The organism is Pseudomonas sp. DTU12.1 (assembly GCF_009873475.1).
GTDB classification, from domain to species: Bacteria; Pseudomonadota; Gammaproteobacteria; order Pseudomonadales; family Pseudomonadaceae; genus Aquipseudomonas; species Aquipseudomonas proteolytica.
The window spans coordinates 3,679,781-3,693,662 of sequence record NZ_CP045254.1 but is presented as its reverse complement, the minus strand read 5'-3'; the positions used below and the strand labels follow the sequence as shown (position 1 = coordinate 3,693,662).

The window sequence follows — 13,882 nt, the reverse complement described above, 5'->3', positions numbered from 1 at the left end:
CGGCGGCCGATGACGCCATTGAAGAGTGGAACTCGTTCGCTCGATCGACATAATCGCTACGTATTTTTCTAAGCCTCGCCAAGTGCGGGGCTTTTTATTGCTCGCAGAAAAGACAATGCAAAAGGAATTTGCAAATGTTGAAAGAATTCATGTGCGGTAACTGCAAAAGACTTATCGCCCGTACGGGTGCCCGCCACTGAGCGGGCTTTTTTATTCCCAACTCCCTGACGGGGAGGAACCGAGATGTCCAACATGCCAGACAAACCAGACACCTGGCTCATCGTGCTTGCATGGCTGAGTCAGCATTCGCCGACGCTTTATGCCGCAGGCCTATCTGCCTTGATGGCTGGTATCAGAATCATCTATGGCGGCGGTACCCGGCGCCAGGCTCTGCTCGAGGCGGCGATCTGCACCTTGATCACCATTGGCCTGATTCCGGTCCTTGAGTACTTCGGACTGCCGCAGAACCTTGCGACGGCTGCCGGAGTGTTTATCGGGTTCCTGGGCGTGAAGAAGCTGGCCGACTTTGCTGATCGGGTCGCCGAATTCAAGTTTCCCAGGAGCGGTGCAGGGCAGTAATCCGCGCCACGTTTTCGAATGCACCAAATCGTGGCGCGGATAGCATGTTCTTCTATGGGAAAGTGATATCAGCTCTGATCATGGGAAGGTTGCTTGCATCGTAGGAGCAATGATACGAGCGCCCATCATCGGTGTTCTTTTTCGGGGCATCTTCACATTTGAATGAAACAGTGATGCCGTATTTTGTAGCTGTGAACCCTTTGACTGCTTCTTCAGGGGTAAGCACCGCAACGAGCTCACGATTGAAACTCAGTGTGATATCGGGACCACCGAAGACTTCATATTTCTGCGATCGGATACAAAGGCTGGCCCCGACCAATTTGCCATTCAGCGTATTGGTGCCACTCGTACACGCTTTCGGTGAGATGAAGTTGCCAACGCTCATTTTATTAGTGGGAATTTCTGTCTTCACTGCCGGCGGTGTGTACGGCCCGCTCTGGCAGGCTGTGATAAGGCTAGCCGCAAATATCAGAACGGCAGCTTGAATCATTGATTTCATAAAGGGCAGCATCCTTTGGCTGAGGTGTCGTGAGCAAGTCCAATCCACGGTTCTTGAGCTTGCGAACAGGGTTGCCGTGGCTTATGTAGGGACACCGCCGTGTTTTACTTCACGTATTTTACGGTTGCACTCACTAGCAACTGATCGTTGACCGTGACTTTGCAAAAACGCTTCGTAACTGTTTTGTTATCAGTCGCGAGCGTAGGCTCGCATTGCAAAAACACTTTTTTACCGTTCCAGTCCTGAGCTATCCCAGCAGTGGCTGCGCTAGCGTACTCTTTCATGAATTTCCGATTCCATGGTCCGAAATAGACTTCAGGTTCGCCGCCTCCGAAGAAACCAGATTCCTGCGTGGCGCAGAGCGTACCCTCCATCCTTTCTCCGTCGATGATATTGGCATCGGTGTAGCAGTTCATCAGGCCGTTCCAGACATTCATATCTACTGGGCCCCTGTTAACCCAGGTAGGAGGGGTAACGCATCCTGAGAGAGTTGCGGCGGCAAGCGCCAACGCGATAAGAGAAGTTGACTTAATACGGGGCATTGAACTGAGCTTCCTTACTTTTGAATTTGCATCATCAATACCGGCAGCCAGCCACGATTTCAAGTATTGCAGTGAGTTCGTGGTAGCCAAGCAACCCGAATGGGAGGCAATCGAACGCGCCTACCGGGCTGGTTCGCTTTCCATCAAATCCACAGCCAGGTGTAATGGCATCTGTGGCAACTATGATGAAGTACACTCTGCAGAATTTGACCGTAGGATTGCGATCATGAGCTGGCAAATCAGAGAGGCTGTCCCCAGCGACTTTAGATCGTTGGTGTGCGTGGATTCTGTAGCGGAGAAAGACGATGGCCGTCGGGCGCAAATAGCAAGTGCAATAAGCAAGGGCCACTGCTGGGTTGCTTGTGACGAAGACGATCCCGCTGTCCCGGTCGGTTACGGATGCTTGGATAGAAGTTTTTTCGGTGAGTGGTTTGTTCCGCTCGTAATCGTCTCGGATGCACACAGAAGATGCGGAATAGGTAGGAAGATCATTGCTCACTTAGAGCGTTGTTCCTCTGCCAAAAAGATCTTCACTTCAACCAACACCTCCAATACACCCATGCGGCAATTGCTCGCGCAGCTTGGATACCAATCTAGCGGCGTAGTGGAGAATCTTGATCCTGGTGATCCGGAGTTAATTTTCATGAAGGTTCTTGACGAGTAGAAGCCCCTGTATTCCTCTGATTCATCTTCACTGATAGTGGCTTGCCATTCATGTTCATATCTCGGGGAGGACTCATGTGCAGGCCGTACCCTCCGACGTCTTTGCTTGAACTGTCCGACTTCGGCGTCCGCCTCACTCCAGCTCCCGAAGTGTGGGAGTGGCTCCAAGCCGAGATCCTTGCCGACACCGGCAGCATTCACAACGAAGACCACGCCCATCTACTGGATGCAGACATCCGGATCATGTGGGCGTCGTCGAGCTTCGAGAAGCAGGGCCGCACAGTCCTGGGCCAGGCCGAGCAGGTAGCATTCCGCGCTGGCGGCTGGCAGAAAGCCCGGATGGAGCAACAGATGCGTGATTGGTTCGGCGATGTGCCGGCCTTCATCATCACTCTGGCTGCTGACTACTGCGCCCAGTGCAGCGACCTTGAGTTCTGCGCCCTGATCGAACACGAGCTGTATCACTTGGCTCACGCGACCGACAAGTACGGTCAACCAGCATTCACCCAAGATGGCGCACCGAAGATCAAGCTGCAGGGCCACGACGTGGAAGAGTTCGTCGGTGTGGTCCGCCGCTACGGTGCAAGCCCTGACGTTCAAGCGTTGGTAGATGCTGCAAACAGTCCTGCTGAGGTGGGGAAATTGAACATTGCGAGGGCCTGCGGAACCTGTCTGCTGAGATCGGCCTGATTTTTGACAGGCTCTAGACGGATGAGAATTTATGGCAGCCCTGAAAAATGAGGTGAAGAGCTTCATCGTTCAGGCGCTGGCGTGCTTTGACACCCCCTCCCAGGTGGTGGAAGCCGTCAAGAACGAATACGGGCTTGTGGTGAGCCGCCAGCAGGTGGAGACGCACGACCCAACCAAGTCTGCAGGGAAGGGGCTGGCGGTGAAGTGGGTGACCCTGTTTCACGATACTCGCAAGCGATTCCGCGAAGAGACCGCAGAGATACCCATCGCCAACCGCGCCTACCGGCTTCGTGGCCTGGGGCGAATGGCTGAAAAGGCCGAGAGCATGCGCAACCTGGCGCTGACCGCTCAGTTGTACGAGCAGGCCGCCAAGGAGGTGGGCGACGTCTACGTGAATCGTCGCCTCGAACCTGAGAAACCACTGGGCTCCCAAGCGGACCAGCAGCACGCCGTTGCTGAGTACACCTTGGAGCCTGATGAGAATGTCCCCGCTACCCCGTACCTTTGACCCGCCGGTGAAGCTGACGCCCAAGCAGGCGAACATTTACTGCTGGGGCTTCCAGCCTGAGGCCCGCTTCCGCGATGCGGTGTGTGGCCGCCGGTTCGGCAAGACGTTCCTGGGCAAGGCCGAAATGCGCCGTGCTGCCCGCCTGGCTGCTGAGTGGGGCGTGAGTGTTGAGGACGAGATCTGGTATGGCGCGCCGACGTTCAAACAGGCCAAGCGCGTGTTCTGGAGGCGCCTGAAGCAAGCGATCCCCGAAGCATGGCGTGCACACCGCCCGAACGAGACCGAATGCTCGATCACCCTTAAGTCCGGCCACGTCATGCGCGTGGTGGGGCTCGACAACTACGATAACCTGCGGGGCTCTGGCCTGTTCTTCGTCCTGGTGGATGAATGGGCAGACTGTCCGTGGGCGGCGTGGGAAGAAGTGCTGCGGCCGATGCTATCGACTTGTCAGTACCAGATTCCAGACGTTGGTATGCGAAAGGGAGGCCATGCGCTGCGCATTGGCACTCCGAAGGGCTTCAACCACTGCTACGACACTTATCTGGACGGTAAACCAGGCGGCGAGCCGGACCACAAGAGCTGGCAGTACACCTCGTTACAAGGCGGCAACGTTCCTCCTGAAGAGCTTGAGGCGGCACGCCGGAAGATGGACCCACGCACCTTCCGGCAAGAGTACGAAGCCGGCTTTGAGAACTACGCGGGCGTCGTCTACTACACGTTCAATCGAGATGAGTGCCGAACCAGCGAGCGAATCAAGCCGGGCGAGGCGTTGCACATCGGCATGGACTTCAACGTCATGAAGATGGCGGCCGTTGTCTATGTCGTGCGTAACGATCTGCCGATGGCCCTGGATGAGTTTCATGGTGTTCGTGACACGCCTGAGATGATCGAGAAGATCCAGTCACGGTTCCCGGGTCACTCGGTGGCGGTCTATCCCGACGCCAGTGGGCAGAACACCAGCAGCAAAAACGCGAGCGAGTCAGACTTGTCACTGCTGAAGAAAGCAAAATTCACGGTGATCGTCGACTCCACAAACCCTGGTGTGAAAGACCGCGTGAACTCGGTAAACGCCATGTTCCTGAACGGCTACGGCGAGCGACGACTGAAAGTCAACATCGACCAGTGCCCTCAGCTCACCTTGTGCCTTGAGCGACAGACCTACACCGACAAGGGCGAGCCTGACAAAGACCCGAAGAAGGGCCATGACCACATGAACGACGCGGCGGGCTACTTCATCGCCAAGCGTTACCCGATCAAAGCAATCGTCACCTCCATCAAAATGGGATACGCCCGATGAGCAACGACGTCTCCTTCAAGCGGGCGGAATACATAGCTGTGCTGGATCGCTGGGCGACCGTTCGCGACGTTTGTGCCGGCCAGCACCGGGTTGTCGACCGACTGCCGTACATCAACTCACACGACAAGTCGCCTGAGAACGTAGACCGGAACAAGGCCTATCGCGAACGTGCGGTATTCAAGAACGCCACTGGGCACACCCGTAACGGGCTGCTCGGCCTGGCGTTCCACAAAGACCCAACGTTGACGGTGTCGAAGAAGCTGGAATACCTGCAGGACAACGCCAACGGTTCGGGCGTGAGCATCTACCAGCACTCGCAGGGCACGCTTGAAAAGGTGCTTGAGGCTGGTCGCCACGGCCTGTACGTCGACTATCACCAGGACAATGGTGTCGGCGGGCACTCGGTGATCCTTTCCTACTGCGCCGAGGACATCATCAACTGGCGCACGGGCATGGTGAACGGGCACAGTGTGCTGACCCTGGTGGTGCTGCACGAGTCTCCCGAGATTCCGGAGGGCTTCGGGTTCAAGACAGTTGAGCAGTACCGGGAGCTGGCACTGGAAGATGACGGTTTCGTTTGTCGCGTTTGGCGCCGGTCTGGGCCAAAAGGTGGCGGGCCACTGGCGGTCACCGAGGAATTTAGGCCGGAAGGAGTCACGGGGCGTCTCAAGGAGATCCCGTTCACCTTCGTCGGCGCACAGAACAACGATCCAAGCATCGACGAGTCGCCGCTCTACGACATCGCGATGATCAACCTAGGCCATTACCGGAACAGTGCTGACTACGAAGATAGCGTTTTCTGGTGTGGGCAGGCTCAGCCCTATATCTCTGGGCTCGATGAGCAATGGCGTGACCACATGGAGAAAAACGGCATTTACGTTGGTTCCCGGGCGCCAATGCTGCTTCCTGCCGGCGGTGCCTTCGCCTATGCGCAGCCGCTACCGAACACCCTGGTCAAAGAGGCCATGGCCGACAAGAACCAGATGATGATCGAGCTGGGCGCCCGGATGGTGGTTGCGTCACTTGCTACCAAGACCGCTACGGAGTCCCGCGGCGATCAGTCAGCCTCAACATCGGTGCTGGCCGGGTGCGTGGCGAACGTGAGCGAGGCCTACACCCAGGCAATCATGTGGTGCTGCGCCTACATGGGCATCACCGACAAGAAGGTCGCCTACCAGGTCAATCAAGAGTTCGTCGAACTGACGGCTGATCCGCAGATGATCACGGCCTTGGTGGGCTTGTGGCAGAACGGAGGCTTTGCGAAAGCGGATCTTCGAGCATATCTGCGCAAGCTTGGGCTGATTGCGCCAGAGCGCACCGACCAACAGATCGATGGCGAGCTGGAAGAGCAGGGCGACGGCCTGGGACTGGACGACGAGGGCAAAGTAGATGGCGGTGAACCAGGCGATACTTGATGCGACCATCCGGCACGCAGTGTTCCTCGAAAAGCTCAAGGCGGGGGAGGTGGGCAAGTTCGCTCCCTTCCTCAAGGAGATTGACCGGTCTATCCGTGATCGGCTGACCCAGTCGGACCTGACCGAATACAACGTGAAGCGCCTGGAAGCGTTGCTGAAAGAGGTCGACAGCCTGTTACTGGGAATTTTCGACCGCTACAGCGCGCAATTGAACCTTGACCTGGTGGACATCGCCAACTACGAGGCTGAGTTCGAAGCGACGAGCTTGGCCCGATCGGCACCGGTTGGCGTGTCGCTGGATGTGGTCGCCCCGACAGCCGCTGCAATCCGCACCGCAGTGCTGACGAACCCGCTCAGCGTGCGCGGTACCGGTGGCGGGAAGCTGCTGAGGGCTTTCATCAAGGGCTGGACCAGCGCCGAACATGAGCGCGTCACCGGCACCATCCGCCAGGGCTTCTTCGAAGGACAGACGAATTTCCAGATCATCCGCAACATTCGCGGTACCAAGGCGGCGGGGTACAAAGACGGCATCCTGGCGACCACCAACCGTAACGCCAGCAGCGTCGTGCACACCGCCATTCAGCATGTGTCATCCCAGGCAAGGATGGAGGTGGCCAAGGCCAATAAGGACATCGTGTCCGAAGTCGAGATGGTCGCTACGCTCGACAGCAAGACCAGCCAGCTATGTCGCTCGATGGACAAACGCCGGTTTCCAGTCGATTCAGGCCCACGGCCGCCGTTTCACCCGAACTGCCGCACCACCTTCATCCTGCTGACCAAACTTAGCGAGATGTTCGCCAAGGGCGCTACCCGAGCTTCAGTGGGTGCCAATGGCGGCCAGCAGGTCAGTGCAAGCCTGGATTACTACCACTGGCTCCAGCAGCAGCCAGCTTCGTTCCAGGACGTTGCTATCGGCCCAGTCCGGGCCAAGCTTTTCCGGGAGGGTGGGCTGACCGTGGAGCGTTTCGCCGAGATGCAGCTTGATCGCAACTTCGCCCCGTTGACTCTGGTGCAGATGCGCGCTCTAGAACCGTTATCATTTGAAAGGGCTGGTCTGCTAATCTGATTGTTTTAGCGCTATATCAAGGAAGGTTTAGGATGCTGGGTAAACTCCAAGGACAAGAGCAAGGAGACCTTCTCAATGATTTTGTGCGAGCTTTTGGGTTAGCAGGATTTCATAGTTTTGGTGATCGGCTGTGGAATCAACGCAATGCTATTTTCTGCATTAAAGTGTTTGCCCATTCCCACCAGTATAAGGATGATATTTTGCTGGTGCTGGCAAGTATTCGGAATAATAGATGGTTAAGATTGCACGTACGCGAACAAGCCCACACTTTTATTTTTGCCCTCTCTGGTAGCAAAGAGGAAGTTGAGGCGCGACGCAGATTAATTGCGATCACAGACCTTATATGCGAGTTCGCTCAAGATGATGAAACACTTGAGACATTAGAGATGTATTTAGAATAAACGATTATGAATATAACCCGCTTCGGCGGGTTTTTTTATGCCTGCAAAACGGGCGAAACATACCCAAGGGGTGCATCAACGTGGCAGAAGAAAACGAAATTGACCTGGAAAACCCGGCAATCAAGGCCGCTATCGCGACTGCCGTTGAAGCATCCGTTTCTGGTCTGAAAACTAAAAACTCGGAACTGCTGGGTAAGCTGAAGGAAACCTCCGGCAAGCTGACCCAGTTCGAAACCCAGTTTGAAGGCATCGACATCGACGCCGTCAAAGGCCTGCTCAGTCGTGCCGGCCAGGACGAAGAAACCAAGCTGCTGACCGAGGGCAAGGTGGACGAGGTCTTCAACCGCCGCACTGAGCGTCTTCGCGGCGACTACGACAAGCAGTTGAAGGCCATCAGCGAGCGCGCCGAGAAGGCCGAATCCTTCGCTGCCAAGTTCCAGGGCAAAGTCCTGGGCGACTCGGTGCGCGGCGCAGCACTGAAAGCCGGCGCTCTACCTGAAGCAACCGACGACATCATCCTGCGCGCCAAAGGCGTGTTCACCCTTAACGAAGATGGCGATGCGGTCGCCGTTGATGAATCCGGCCAGGTCATCCTCGGGAAAGACGGCAAGACCCCTCTGACTCCGCTCGAATGGGCGGAATCTCTGCGCGAAAGCGCACCTCACCTGTGGCCAAGGGCTTCAGGGACATTTGCCCCGGGCGGGGGTGGCGGCAAGGCTGCATTCAAGCGCTCCGAAATGACCTCCGAGCAGAAGCGCGACTTCCAGCGCAAGCACGGCCAAACCGCATATCTCGCATTGCCCAAGTAAGGGGATTAACCCATGGCTACAACCGTTAACAGCGACCTGATCATCTATAACGATGAGGCGCAAACCGCATACCTGGAGCGAGTCCAGGACAACCTCGACGTGTTCAACGCATCGTCCAACGGCGCGATGGTGCTAGACAACGAACTGATCGAGGGCGACTTCCGCAAGCGCGCCCTCTACAAGCTGAACGGCTCCCTGGAACACCGTGACGTCAACTCCGAAGGCAAGGTAACTGCCAAGAAGATCAGCGCCGGCGAAGCTGTCGGCGTCAAGGCTCCCTGGAAGTACGGCCCATACCAGACCACCGAAGAGGCGTTCAAGCGCCGCGGTCGTCCGGTCGAGGAGTTCTCCCAGATCGTTGGTGCCGACGTTGCTGACGCGACCCTGGAGGGCTTCATCCAGTACGCAACGGCTGGTCTGCGTGCCGCTATTGGCTCCAACGCTGACATGGTGGTCTCGGCCAACATCGAAACCGACGGCAAGAAAACCCTGACTCGCGGCATGCGCAAGTTCGGCGACAAGTTCGGCCGGATCGCCTTGTGGGTCATGCACTCCAGCGCTTACTTCGACATCGTCGACGAAGCCATCACCAACAAGATCTACGAAGAAGCGGGCGTCGTGATCTACGGCGGCCTGCCTGGCACCCTGGGCAAGCCTGTACTGGTAACCGACACCGCGCCGGCGGATGTCATCTTTGGCCTGTTGCCGAATGCCGTAACAATCACCGAGTCGCAGGCCCCGGGCTTCCGTTCGTACGAAGTGAACGACGAAGAGAACCTGAGCATTGGCTACCGTGCGGAGGGCACCGTGAACATCGATGTGCTGGGCTACAGCTGGAAGGCCACCACTGGCGGTTCCAACCCAACCCTGGCCGCTGTCGGCTCCGCTGCCAACTGGGTCAAGCACGCGGGTAGCAACAAGGTCACCGCCGGCGTGATGATCAAGCTCACTGCGACGCCTCCTGCCTCTGGCGGCTAAGTCTCAAACTCAACGCGCGGTCAGCGATGGCCGCCTTGGAGAAATACATGGAATTGACTTACAGCAACCAACTCTCCGGCTTCGACCCGGAGAAGCGTTACCGCAACCCGGAACACTTCGACAAGCCAGAAGCGGGAGTAACCAGTGTGCTGGTAGTCGGCCATTGGCCGAGCGTTGTTGATGCGTACGAAGCGGCCGGCATTGACGTGTCGGTGAAGGAGGCCAAGCAGGTAAAGATTGTTGGCGCCGCCAATCAGGGCGAACTGGAAAAACTCATCGCAGCTTTACGGGCTGAACATGGATCTATCCAGGTCCTGGTTGACGGCCTGGAAGCTGGCGAGATTCACCGTCCCGGGTCGGGCGAGCTGGCGGTGCGTTTGTATGAAGTACTGGGCACCATCCATGCCTCAGTTGGTGAGCTGACCGCCGAGCGTGACGGCCTGCTTCTTACTGTCGACGAGCTGCGCGATGATGTTGAAGCTCTGAAGAGAGCCGCCATCACACCGCCGGCTGGAGAGGTCGATGAAATCGCCGCGCTGAAAGCAAAGCTCGATGAGGCCAAGGTTCCGTACCGGGCCAATGCTTCGAAAGAATCCCTGGAAAAGCTCGTCGCTGAGCTGACCAAGGAGTAATACTGCTGGCTGTCGGTTACCTGGCGGCCACTCTTCAAACCATTCCAGCGAGTTAACGCATGACACTGATCATCGAGGATGGCACCGGCAAGCCTGACGCCGAAAGTTACGCGAGCGCCGAGGATCTGGCCCGGTATGCCGTGAAATTCGGCACGGTCATTCCTGCAGGTGTTCCTGAGCAGGAAGCGTTGCTGCGACGGGCCGCACTGGCGATGGATGGCATGACCTGGAAAGGGCGCAAGACGAATAGCGAGCAGGGCTTGTCCTGGCCGCGCCGGGAGGTGCGGTTGGATTATGAGATCAAGCCAAACAACTACCTACCGGCGCGGATCCAGTACGGGCAGATGGCCCTGGCTGCTGAGATCCATCAGGACGATATCGACCCGGTGGAGAAGCGCAAGGGCGCGGTTCTGCTTGATCGTGTTGAAGGGGCGGTGACCCGGCAGTACGCGGCGATCCCCAACACCAGCAATCGGTTGTTGCCGGCAGCGCCGGATCGACCGAGTGCCACTCAGTTCGCTGACTACTTACAGAAGCGTGGATTGTTTTCGGTGCGGGTCTAAATCAAATATCCAACATTTTCAGGTTTGTATAGTGGACAAAAACACTGAATAAATCTTCGTTGCTGCTAGCAGATACGAGCTCAGTAAAAGTAGAAAATTCATTTGAGTGGAACGGGACATGGTGTTGAGCATGCTCCGCGATCAGCTCGTCGGTAAATTCTTCTGCGCGCGTTCCAGCTAAGACGGTGCGTATTGCCTTTTTGAAATCCTTTCTCGCTGAGCATTTGTCGATGCTAGTGAAGTCTGCCAATGCATTGTTTAGACGGCCAGCGGCGTCGATCAAAAACAATGCTTTTTCGCCGTTAGTCATCGCAGGTCCTTATAGGGTAACTAAATGGCATTCTACGAAGAAATGGCCGTGATGGCTCTGGAGATGATCACAGAGTTCGGCCAGCCCGTGACTATCAGCAAGACGCAGCCAGGCGAATACGACCCTGATATCGGAGGCGAAGCTCCTGGCGTAACCGTCGAACAGGTCGCCCAGGGCATCCTGCTCGACTTCACCGGCCAAGAATTCCAGAACAATAGCCTCATCAAGCAGGGCGACAAGAAGCTCAAGATCGCCGCGCAGGGTTTGGCCTGGGTGCCCGGCCTGCTCGACAAGGTAATCGCCCAAGGCCGCATCTGGTCAATTGTCCCTCCGCTGAAAGAGGTCAACCCCGCCGGCACGCCGATCCTGTATGAATTGCAGGTACGGTCATGACAAACAAATACGCGAGCATGAACGGCAGCTTCGCCGAGAACATTCGCGACTTCGCTGAGCGCGCCCAGGCTGGTATTGACGCAACTATCCGAGAGATCGTTATCGAGATCGGCAGCAGCGTTATCCGCATGTCACCGGTGGGCAATCCAGAGATTTGGGCTGCGAACATCGTTCACCGACAGGCGAACAAGCGGGCCGCCGATGACTACGACTTCAAGGTCGCGGTCCGCAATACGATCATCAACCTCAACGAGTCGAATTTCACGAAGGCCGGCAAGCTGCGGCGCGGCGTGAAATATGCCAAACCCCTGACAAAGACCGAGCGCGACCAGAACTTCAATGTGAACGGCTTGGTCGCCGGCAGGGACTACGTCGGTGGGCGGTTCCGCGGGAACTGGCAGTTTTCCATCGGCACACCCGCAGAAGGCACGCTTGATCAGGTCGACCCGGCCGGTGGCGTGACGCTGGCCAAGCTTAAGCTGCAGGTGGAGTCGCTCACGGCAGGACAAACTGCCTATATCGTGAACAACTTGCCCTACGCAATCCCGCTTGAGTACGGGCACTCGACCCAAGCGCCCGGCGGCATGGTCCGAATCACTCTGGCCCGCTTCCAGCAGATCGTCGACGAAGCCACAAGGAACAACCAGGTATGAGCCACGCCATCATTGCGTCCATTTACGAGGCCAAGCTGATTGCCTGGAGCAAGGCGCGCACGGAGCCGATCAAGGTGGTGTTCGAGAACGTTCAGTACGACCCGGCGGACGCCGAGACCTATCTGCGGGCGTTCATGCTCCCAGGCGACACGGCAAGCAGCACGCTTGCCGGCGACCACCGCGCTTTCATCGGCGTCTACCAGGTCAGCATTGTGGCCCCGGCCAATACTGGCAAAACCAAGACAAATCCGCTTGTAGCCGAGCTGGCAGTGCTGTTCCCGCTTTATGCTCGAGACACAAAGGCAGGCGTCACCGTCATCACGATGTCGCCGGTTGATCTTGGGCCTGGCATTCCTGACCCGCTCACATACACCGTGCCGGTGTCGTTCGAGTATCGAGCTGACATCGCCATCTGAATACGCCCGTTGGGCAAACCCCGAAACCCGCCTCTGTGCGGGTTTTGTCATTTCTGATAAGAGGAAACACCCATGGCCGGCATCCAAATGCCCAACGGCGCCACCCTTGAGATTGCGTCGACTTACGGCGTTGCAATCCCATTCACTGCGCTGACCAATGCCAATCCGGCAATCGCAACTGCTGCAGCCCATGGCTTGGCCGAGGGCGATGTAGTCGCCGTCAGTTCCGGCTGGACTCGCCTCGACGGCCGCGGTGTCCGTGTGGGGGTAATTGCCAGCGGCACCTTCGCCCTGGCTGGCGTGAACACCACCAACGCTCAGCAGTACCCCGCGGGCTCCGGTATCGGCTCTGTCCGCGAGGTGACGGCCTTCACTGAGATCTCGCAGGTCACTGAAATGAACTCGGCCGGTGGCGATCAGCAGTTCCTTACGTTTGGTTTCGTGGCCGACGACAACGACCGCCAGATGCCGACCACCAAGAATCCGATCACGCTGACTTACACCGTTGCTGACGATCCGTCCAAGCCCTATGTGGCTGTCTGCGAGGCGGCGGACGATGACAAGCAGCCTCGCTTGCTCCGCCTCAACCTCCCAGGTGGTAGCAGCATCCTCTACAACGGCTACGTGTCGATCACTGCGACGCCGACCATGTCGCGCAACAACCTGATGACCCGTGTTATCAGTGTTGCCCTGACTGGTCTTCCTACCCGCTACGCGGCCACGGTGTAACCCATGGCCAAGTTCAAGCTGATCCAAAAGCCAACCTTCAAGGCTCCGGTGATGATCCAGCGCGCGGGCTACAACGCTGAAAAGGTTGAGTTCGAATTCAAGTACCTGGACCGAACCGCGCTAGCCGAGCTGTATACCGGCTGGAACGAGCGGCACGACGAGCTGGGAAAGCAGGTCGGGGACATGGACCTCAAAGCTTTCACTGCCGCCCAGATCGCCCTGCAAGCCGACCAGCTATTGGATGTGGTGGTGGGCTGGGATATTGAGGAGGAGTTCACGCCTGAAAACGTGCGCATCCTCGTCAACTCGATCAACTCCGCCCCGAAGGCGGTGCTGAATGCTTACGCAGAGGCATTCAGCGAGGCCCGCCTGGGAAACTCCTAAGCGCTTCCCGCGCCCTGTATGAGCCTGGGCCATCAGATGCAGACCTGATGGCCTTCGGCTTGTCCCGCCAAGACATTCCCGACAAGGAAGTTGGGATCTGGCCCGACAACTGGGACGTCTTCAAAGTCTTTGAGGCCATGAGTACCCAGTGGCGTACAGGCTCGTGCGGCGCAACAGGCATGGACTACAGCGTTCTCCCGGGTGTGATTCGGATGTGCGGCGTGCCGATCGGCCAGCGACAAACCATTTTCAGCGACTTCCGCCGTATGGAGGCTGAAGCCCTGGAGGTGATGGCGGAACAGAGGGAGAGCGCCAGGGGCGGGTAAAGCGTCGGTGTACTGCTATAGAAGACTAG

At 57.4% G+C, this 13,882-nt stretch carries 21 protein-coding genes; 18 read left to right on the top strand and 3 right to left on the bottom strand.

Features of this window, described 5'->3' with window-relative positions; translation table 11 throughout:
• Window positions 1–243: 243 nt before the first annotated feature.
• The gene (locus tag GDV60_RS16025) at window positions 244–579 is read left to right on the top strand and encodes a phage holin, lambda family (protein WP_029294997.1); all 336 of its coding nucleotides are present in this window, start codon (window positions 244–246) and stop codon (window positions 577–579) included.
• Between the two features lie 52 nt (window positions 580–631).
• On the opposite strand, the gene GDV60_RS16020 is transcribed toward GDV60_RS16025, so the two are convergent.
• Both GDV60_RS16020 and GDV60_RS16015 read right to left on the bottom strand, forming a co-directional pair.
• On the bottom strand, window positions 632–1,078 hold the full coding sequence (locus GDV60_RS16020) for a lipoprotein (protein ID WP_029294999.1): 447 nt from the start codon (window positions 1,076–1,078) through the stop codon (window positions 632–634).
• 104 nt (window positions 1,079–1,182) lie between these two features.
• Complete coding sequence (locus GDV60_RS16015) at window positions 1,183–1,515, bottom strand: hypothetical protein (protein ID WP_143007571.1); 333 nt, start codon at window positions 1,513–1,515, stop codon at window positions 1,183–1,185.
• A 331-nt stretch (window positions 1,516–1,846) separates the two neighbouring features.
• Between GDV60_RS16015 and GDV60_RS16010 the strand changes: the two genes are divergently transcribed.
• The 11 genes from GDV60_RS16010 (at window position 1,847) to GDV60_RS15960 (ending at window position 10,642) form a co-directional block, all read left to right on the top strand.
• A complete protein-coding gene (locus tag GDV60_RS16010; protein ID WP_154907498.1) occupies window positions 1,847–2,284 on the top strand; it encodes a GNAT family N-acetyltransferase in 438 nt (145 codons plus the stop codon).
• A gap of 74 nt (window positions 2,285–2,358) precedes the next feature.
• Window positions 2,359–2,973 (top strand): putative metallopeptidase, encoded by a 615-nt coding sequence (locus GDV60_RS16005; RefSeq protein WP_154907500.1) that lies wholly within the window; start codon window positions 2,359–2,361, stop codon window positions 2,971–2,973.
• A 31-nt stretch (window positions 2,974–3,004) separates the two neighbouring features.
• Window positions 3,005–3,481 (top strand): DUF2280 domain-containing protein, encoded by a 477-nt coding sequence (locus GDV60_RS16000; protein ID WP_057959957.1) that lies wholly within the window; start codon window positions 3,005–3,007, stop codon window positions 3,479–3,481.
• Window positions 3,456–4,778, top strand: a complete 1,323-nt coding sequence (locus tag GDV60_RS15995) for a terminase (protein WP_070996030.1) — start codon at window positions 3,456–3,458, stop codon at window positions 4,776–4,778. The genes GDV60_RS16000 and GDV60_RS15995 overlap by 26 nt, the downstream gene beginning before the upstream one ends.
• Complete coding sequence (locus GDV60_RS15990) at window positions 4,775–6,193, top strand: DUF4055 domain-containing protein (protein WP_070996031.1); 1,419 nt, start codon at window positions 4,775–4,777, stop codon at window positions 6,191–6,193. Before GDV60_RS15995 ends, GDV60_RS15990 begins: the two co-directional genes overlap by 4 nt.
• Window positions 6,168–7,259 (top strand): minor capsid protein, encoded by a 1,092-nt coding sequence (locus GDV60_RS15985; RefSeq protein ID WP_070996133.1) that lies wholly within the window; start codon window positions 6,168–6,170, stop codon window positions 7,257–7,259. The genes GDV60_RS15990 and GDV60_RS15985 overlap by 26 nt, the downstream gene beginning before the upstream one ends.
• Before the next feature lie 32 nt (window positions 7,260–7,291).
• On the top strand, window positions 7,292–7,660 hold the full coding sequence (locus GDV60_RS15980) for a hypothetical protein (RefSeq protein WP_070996032.1): 369 nt from the start codon (window positions 7,292–7,294) through the stop codon (window positions 7,658–7,660).
• A gap of 80 nt (window positions 7,661–7,740) precedes the next feature.
• Entirely contained in the window at window positions 7,741–8,469 is a 729-nt protein-coding gene (locus GDV60_RS15975) for a hypothetical protein (RefSeq protein WP_029295015.1), read from the top strand.
• 12 nt (window positions 8,470–8,481) lie between these two features.
• Complete coding sequence (locus GDV60_RS15970) at window positions 8,482–9,447, top strand: major capsid protein (protein WP_070996033.1); 966 nt, start codon at window positions 8,482–8,484, stop codon at window positions 9,445–9,447.
• Between the two features lie 47 nt (window positions 9,448–9,494).
• Window positions 9,495–10,079, top strand: a complete 585-nt coding sequence (locus tag GDV60_RS15965; protein WP_070996034.1) for a hypothetical protein — start codon at window positions 9,495–9,497, stop codon at window positions 10,077–10,079.
• A gap of 59 nt (window positions 10,080–10,138) precedes the next feature.
• On the top strand, window positions 10,139–10,642 hold the full coding sequence (locus GDV60_RS15960) for a DnaT-like ssDNA-binding protein (RefSeq protein WP_070996035.1): 504 nt from the start codon (window positions 10,139–10,141) through the stop codon (window positions 10,640–10,642).
• A gap of 1 nt (window position 10,643) precedes the next feature.
• On the opposite strand, the gene GDV60_RS15955 is transcribed toward GDV60_RS15960, so the two are convergent.
• Complete coding sequence (locus GDV60_RS15955) at window positions 10,644–10,952, bottom strand: hypothetical protein (protein WP_070996036.1); 309 nt, start codon at window positions 10,950–10,952, stop codon at window positions 10,644–10,646.
• A 24-nt stretch (window positions 10,953–10,976) separates the two neighbouring features.
• Here GDV60_RS15955 and GDV60_RS15950 point away from each other — a divergent pair, with 24 nt between their 5' ends.
• From GDV60_RS15950 to GDV60_RS15925, 6 genes are all read left to right on the top strand, one after another.
• Complete coding sequence (locus GDV60_RS15950; protein WP_070996037.1) at window positions 10,977–11,345, top strand: hypothetical protein; 369 nt, start codon at window positions 10,977–10,979, stop codon at window positions 11,343–11,345.
• Complete coding sequence (locus tag GDV60_RS15945) at window positions 11,342–11,998, top strand: hypothetical protein (RefSeq protein ID WP_070996038.1); 657 nt, start codon at window positions 11,342–11,344, stop codon at window positions 11,996–11,998. The genes GDV60_RS15950 and GDV60_RS15945 overlap by 4 nt, the downstream gene beginning before the upstream one ends.
• Window positions 11,995–12,414, top strand: a complete 420-nt coding sequence (locus GDV60_RS15940) for a phage tail terminator-like protein (RefSeq protein WP_070996039.1) — start codon at window positions 11,995–11,997, stop codon at window positions 12,412–12,414. The genes GDV60_RS15945 and GDV60_RS15940 overlap by 4 nt, the downstream gene beginning before the upstream one ends.
• Window positions 12,415–12,486: 72 nt before the next feature.
• Window positions 12,487–13,143: a phage tail protein gene (locus tag GDV60_RS15935; protein ID WP_070996040.1), complete on the top strand. Its 657-nt coding sequence runs from the start codon at window positions 12,487–12,489 to the stop codon at window positions 13,141–13,143.
• Between the two features lie 3 nt (window positions 13,144–13,146).
• On the top strand, window positions 13,147–13,527 hold the full coding sequence (locus GDV60_RS15930) for a phage tail assembly chaperone (protein WP_032877397.1): 381 nt from the start codon (window positions 13,147–13,149) through the stop codon (window positions 13,525–13,527).
• 47 nt (window positions 13,528–13,574) lie between these two features.
• Window positions 13,575–13,853: a DUF1799 domain-containing protein gene (locus GDV60_RS15925; RefSeq protein WP_070996041.1), complete on the top strand. Its 279-nt coding sequence runs from the start codon at window positions 13,575–13,577 to the stop codon at window positions 13,851–13,853.
• The last annotated feature ends 29 nt before the right edge of the window (window positions 13,854–13,882 follow it).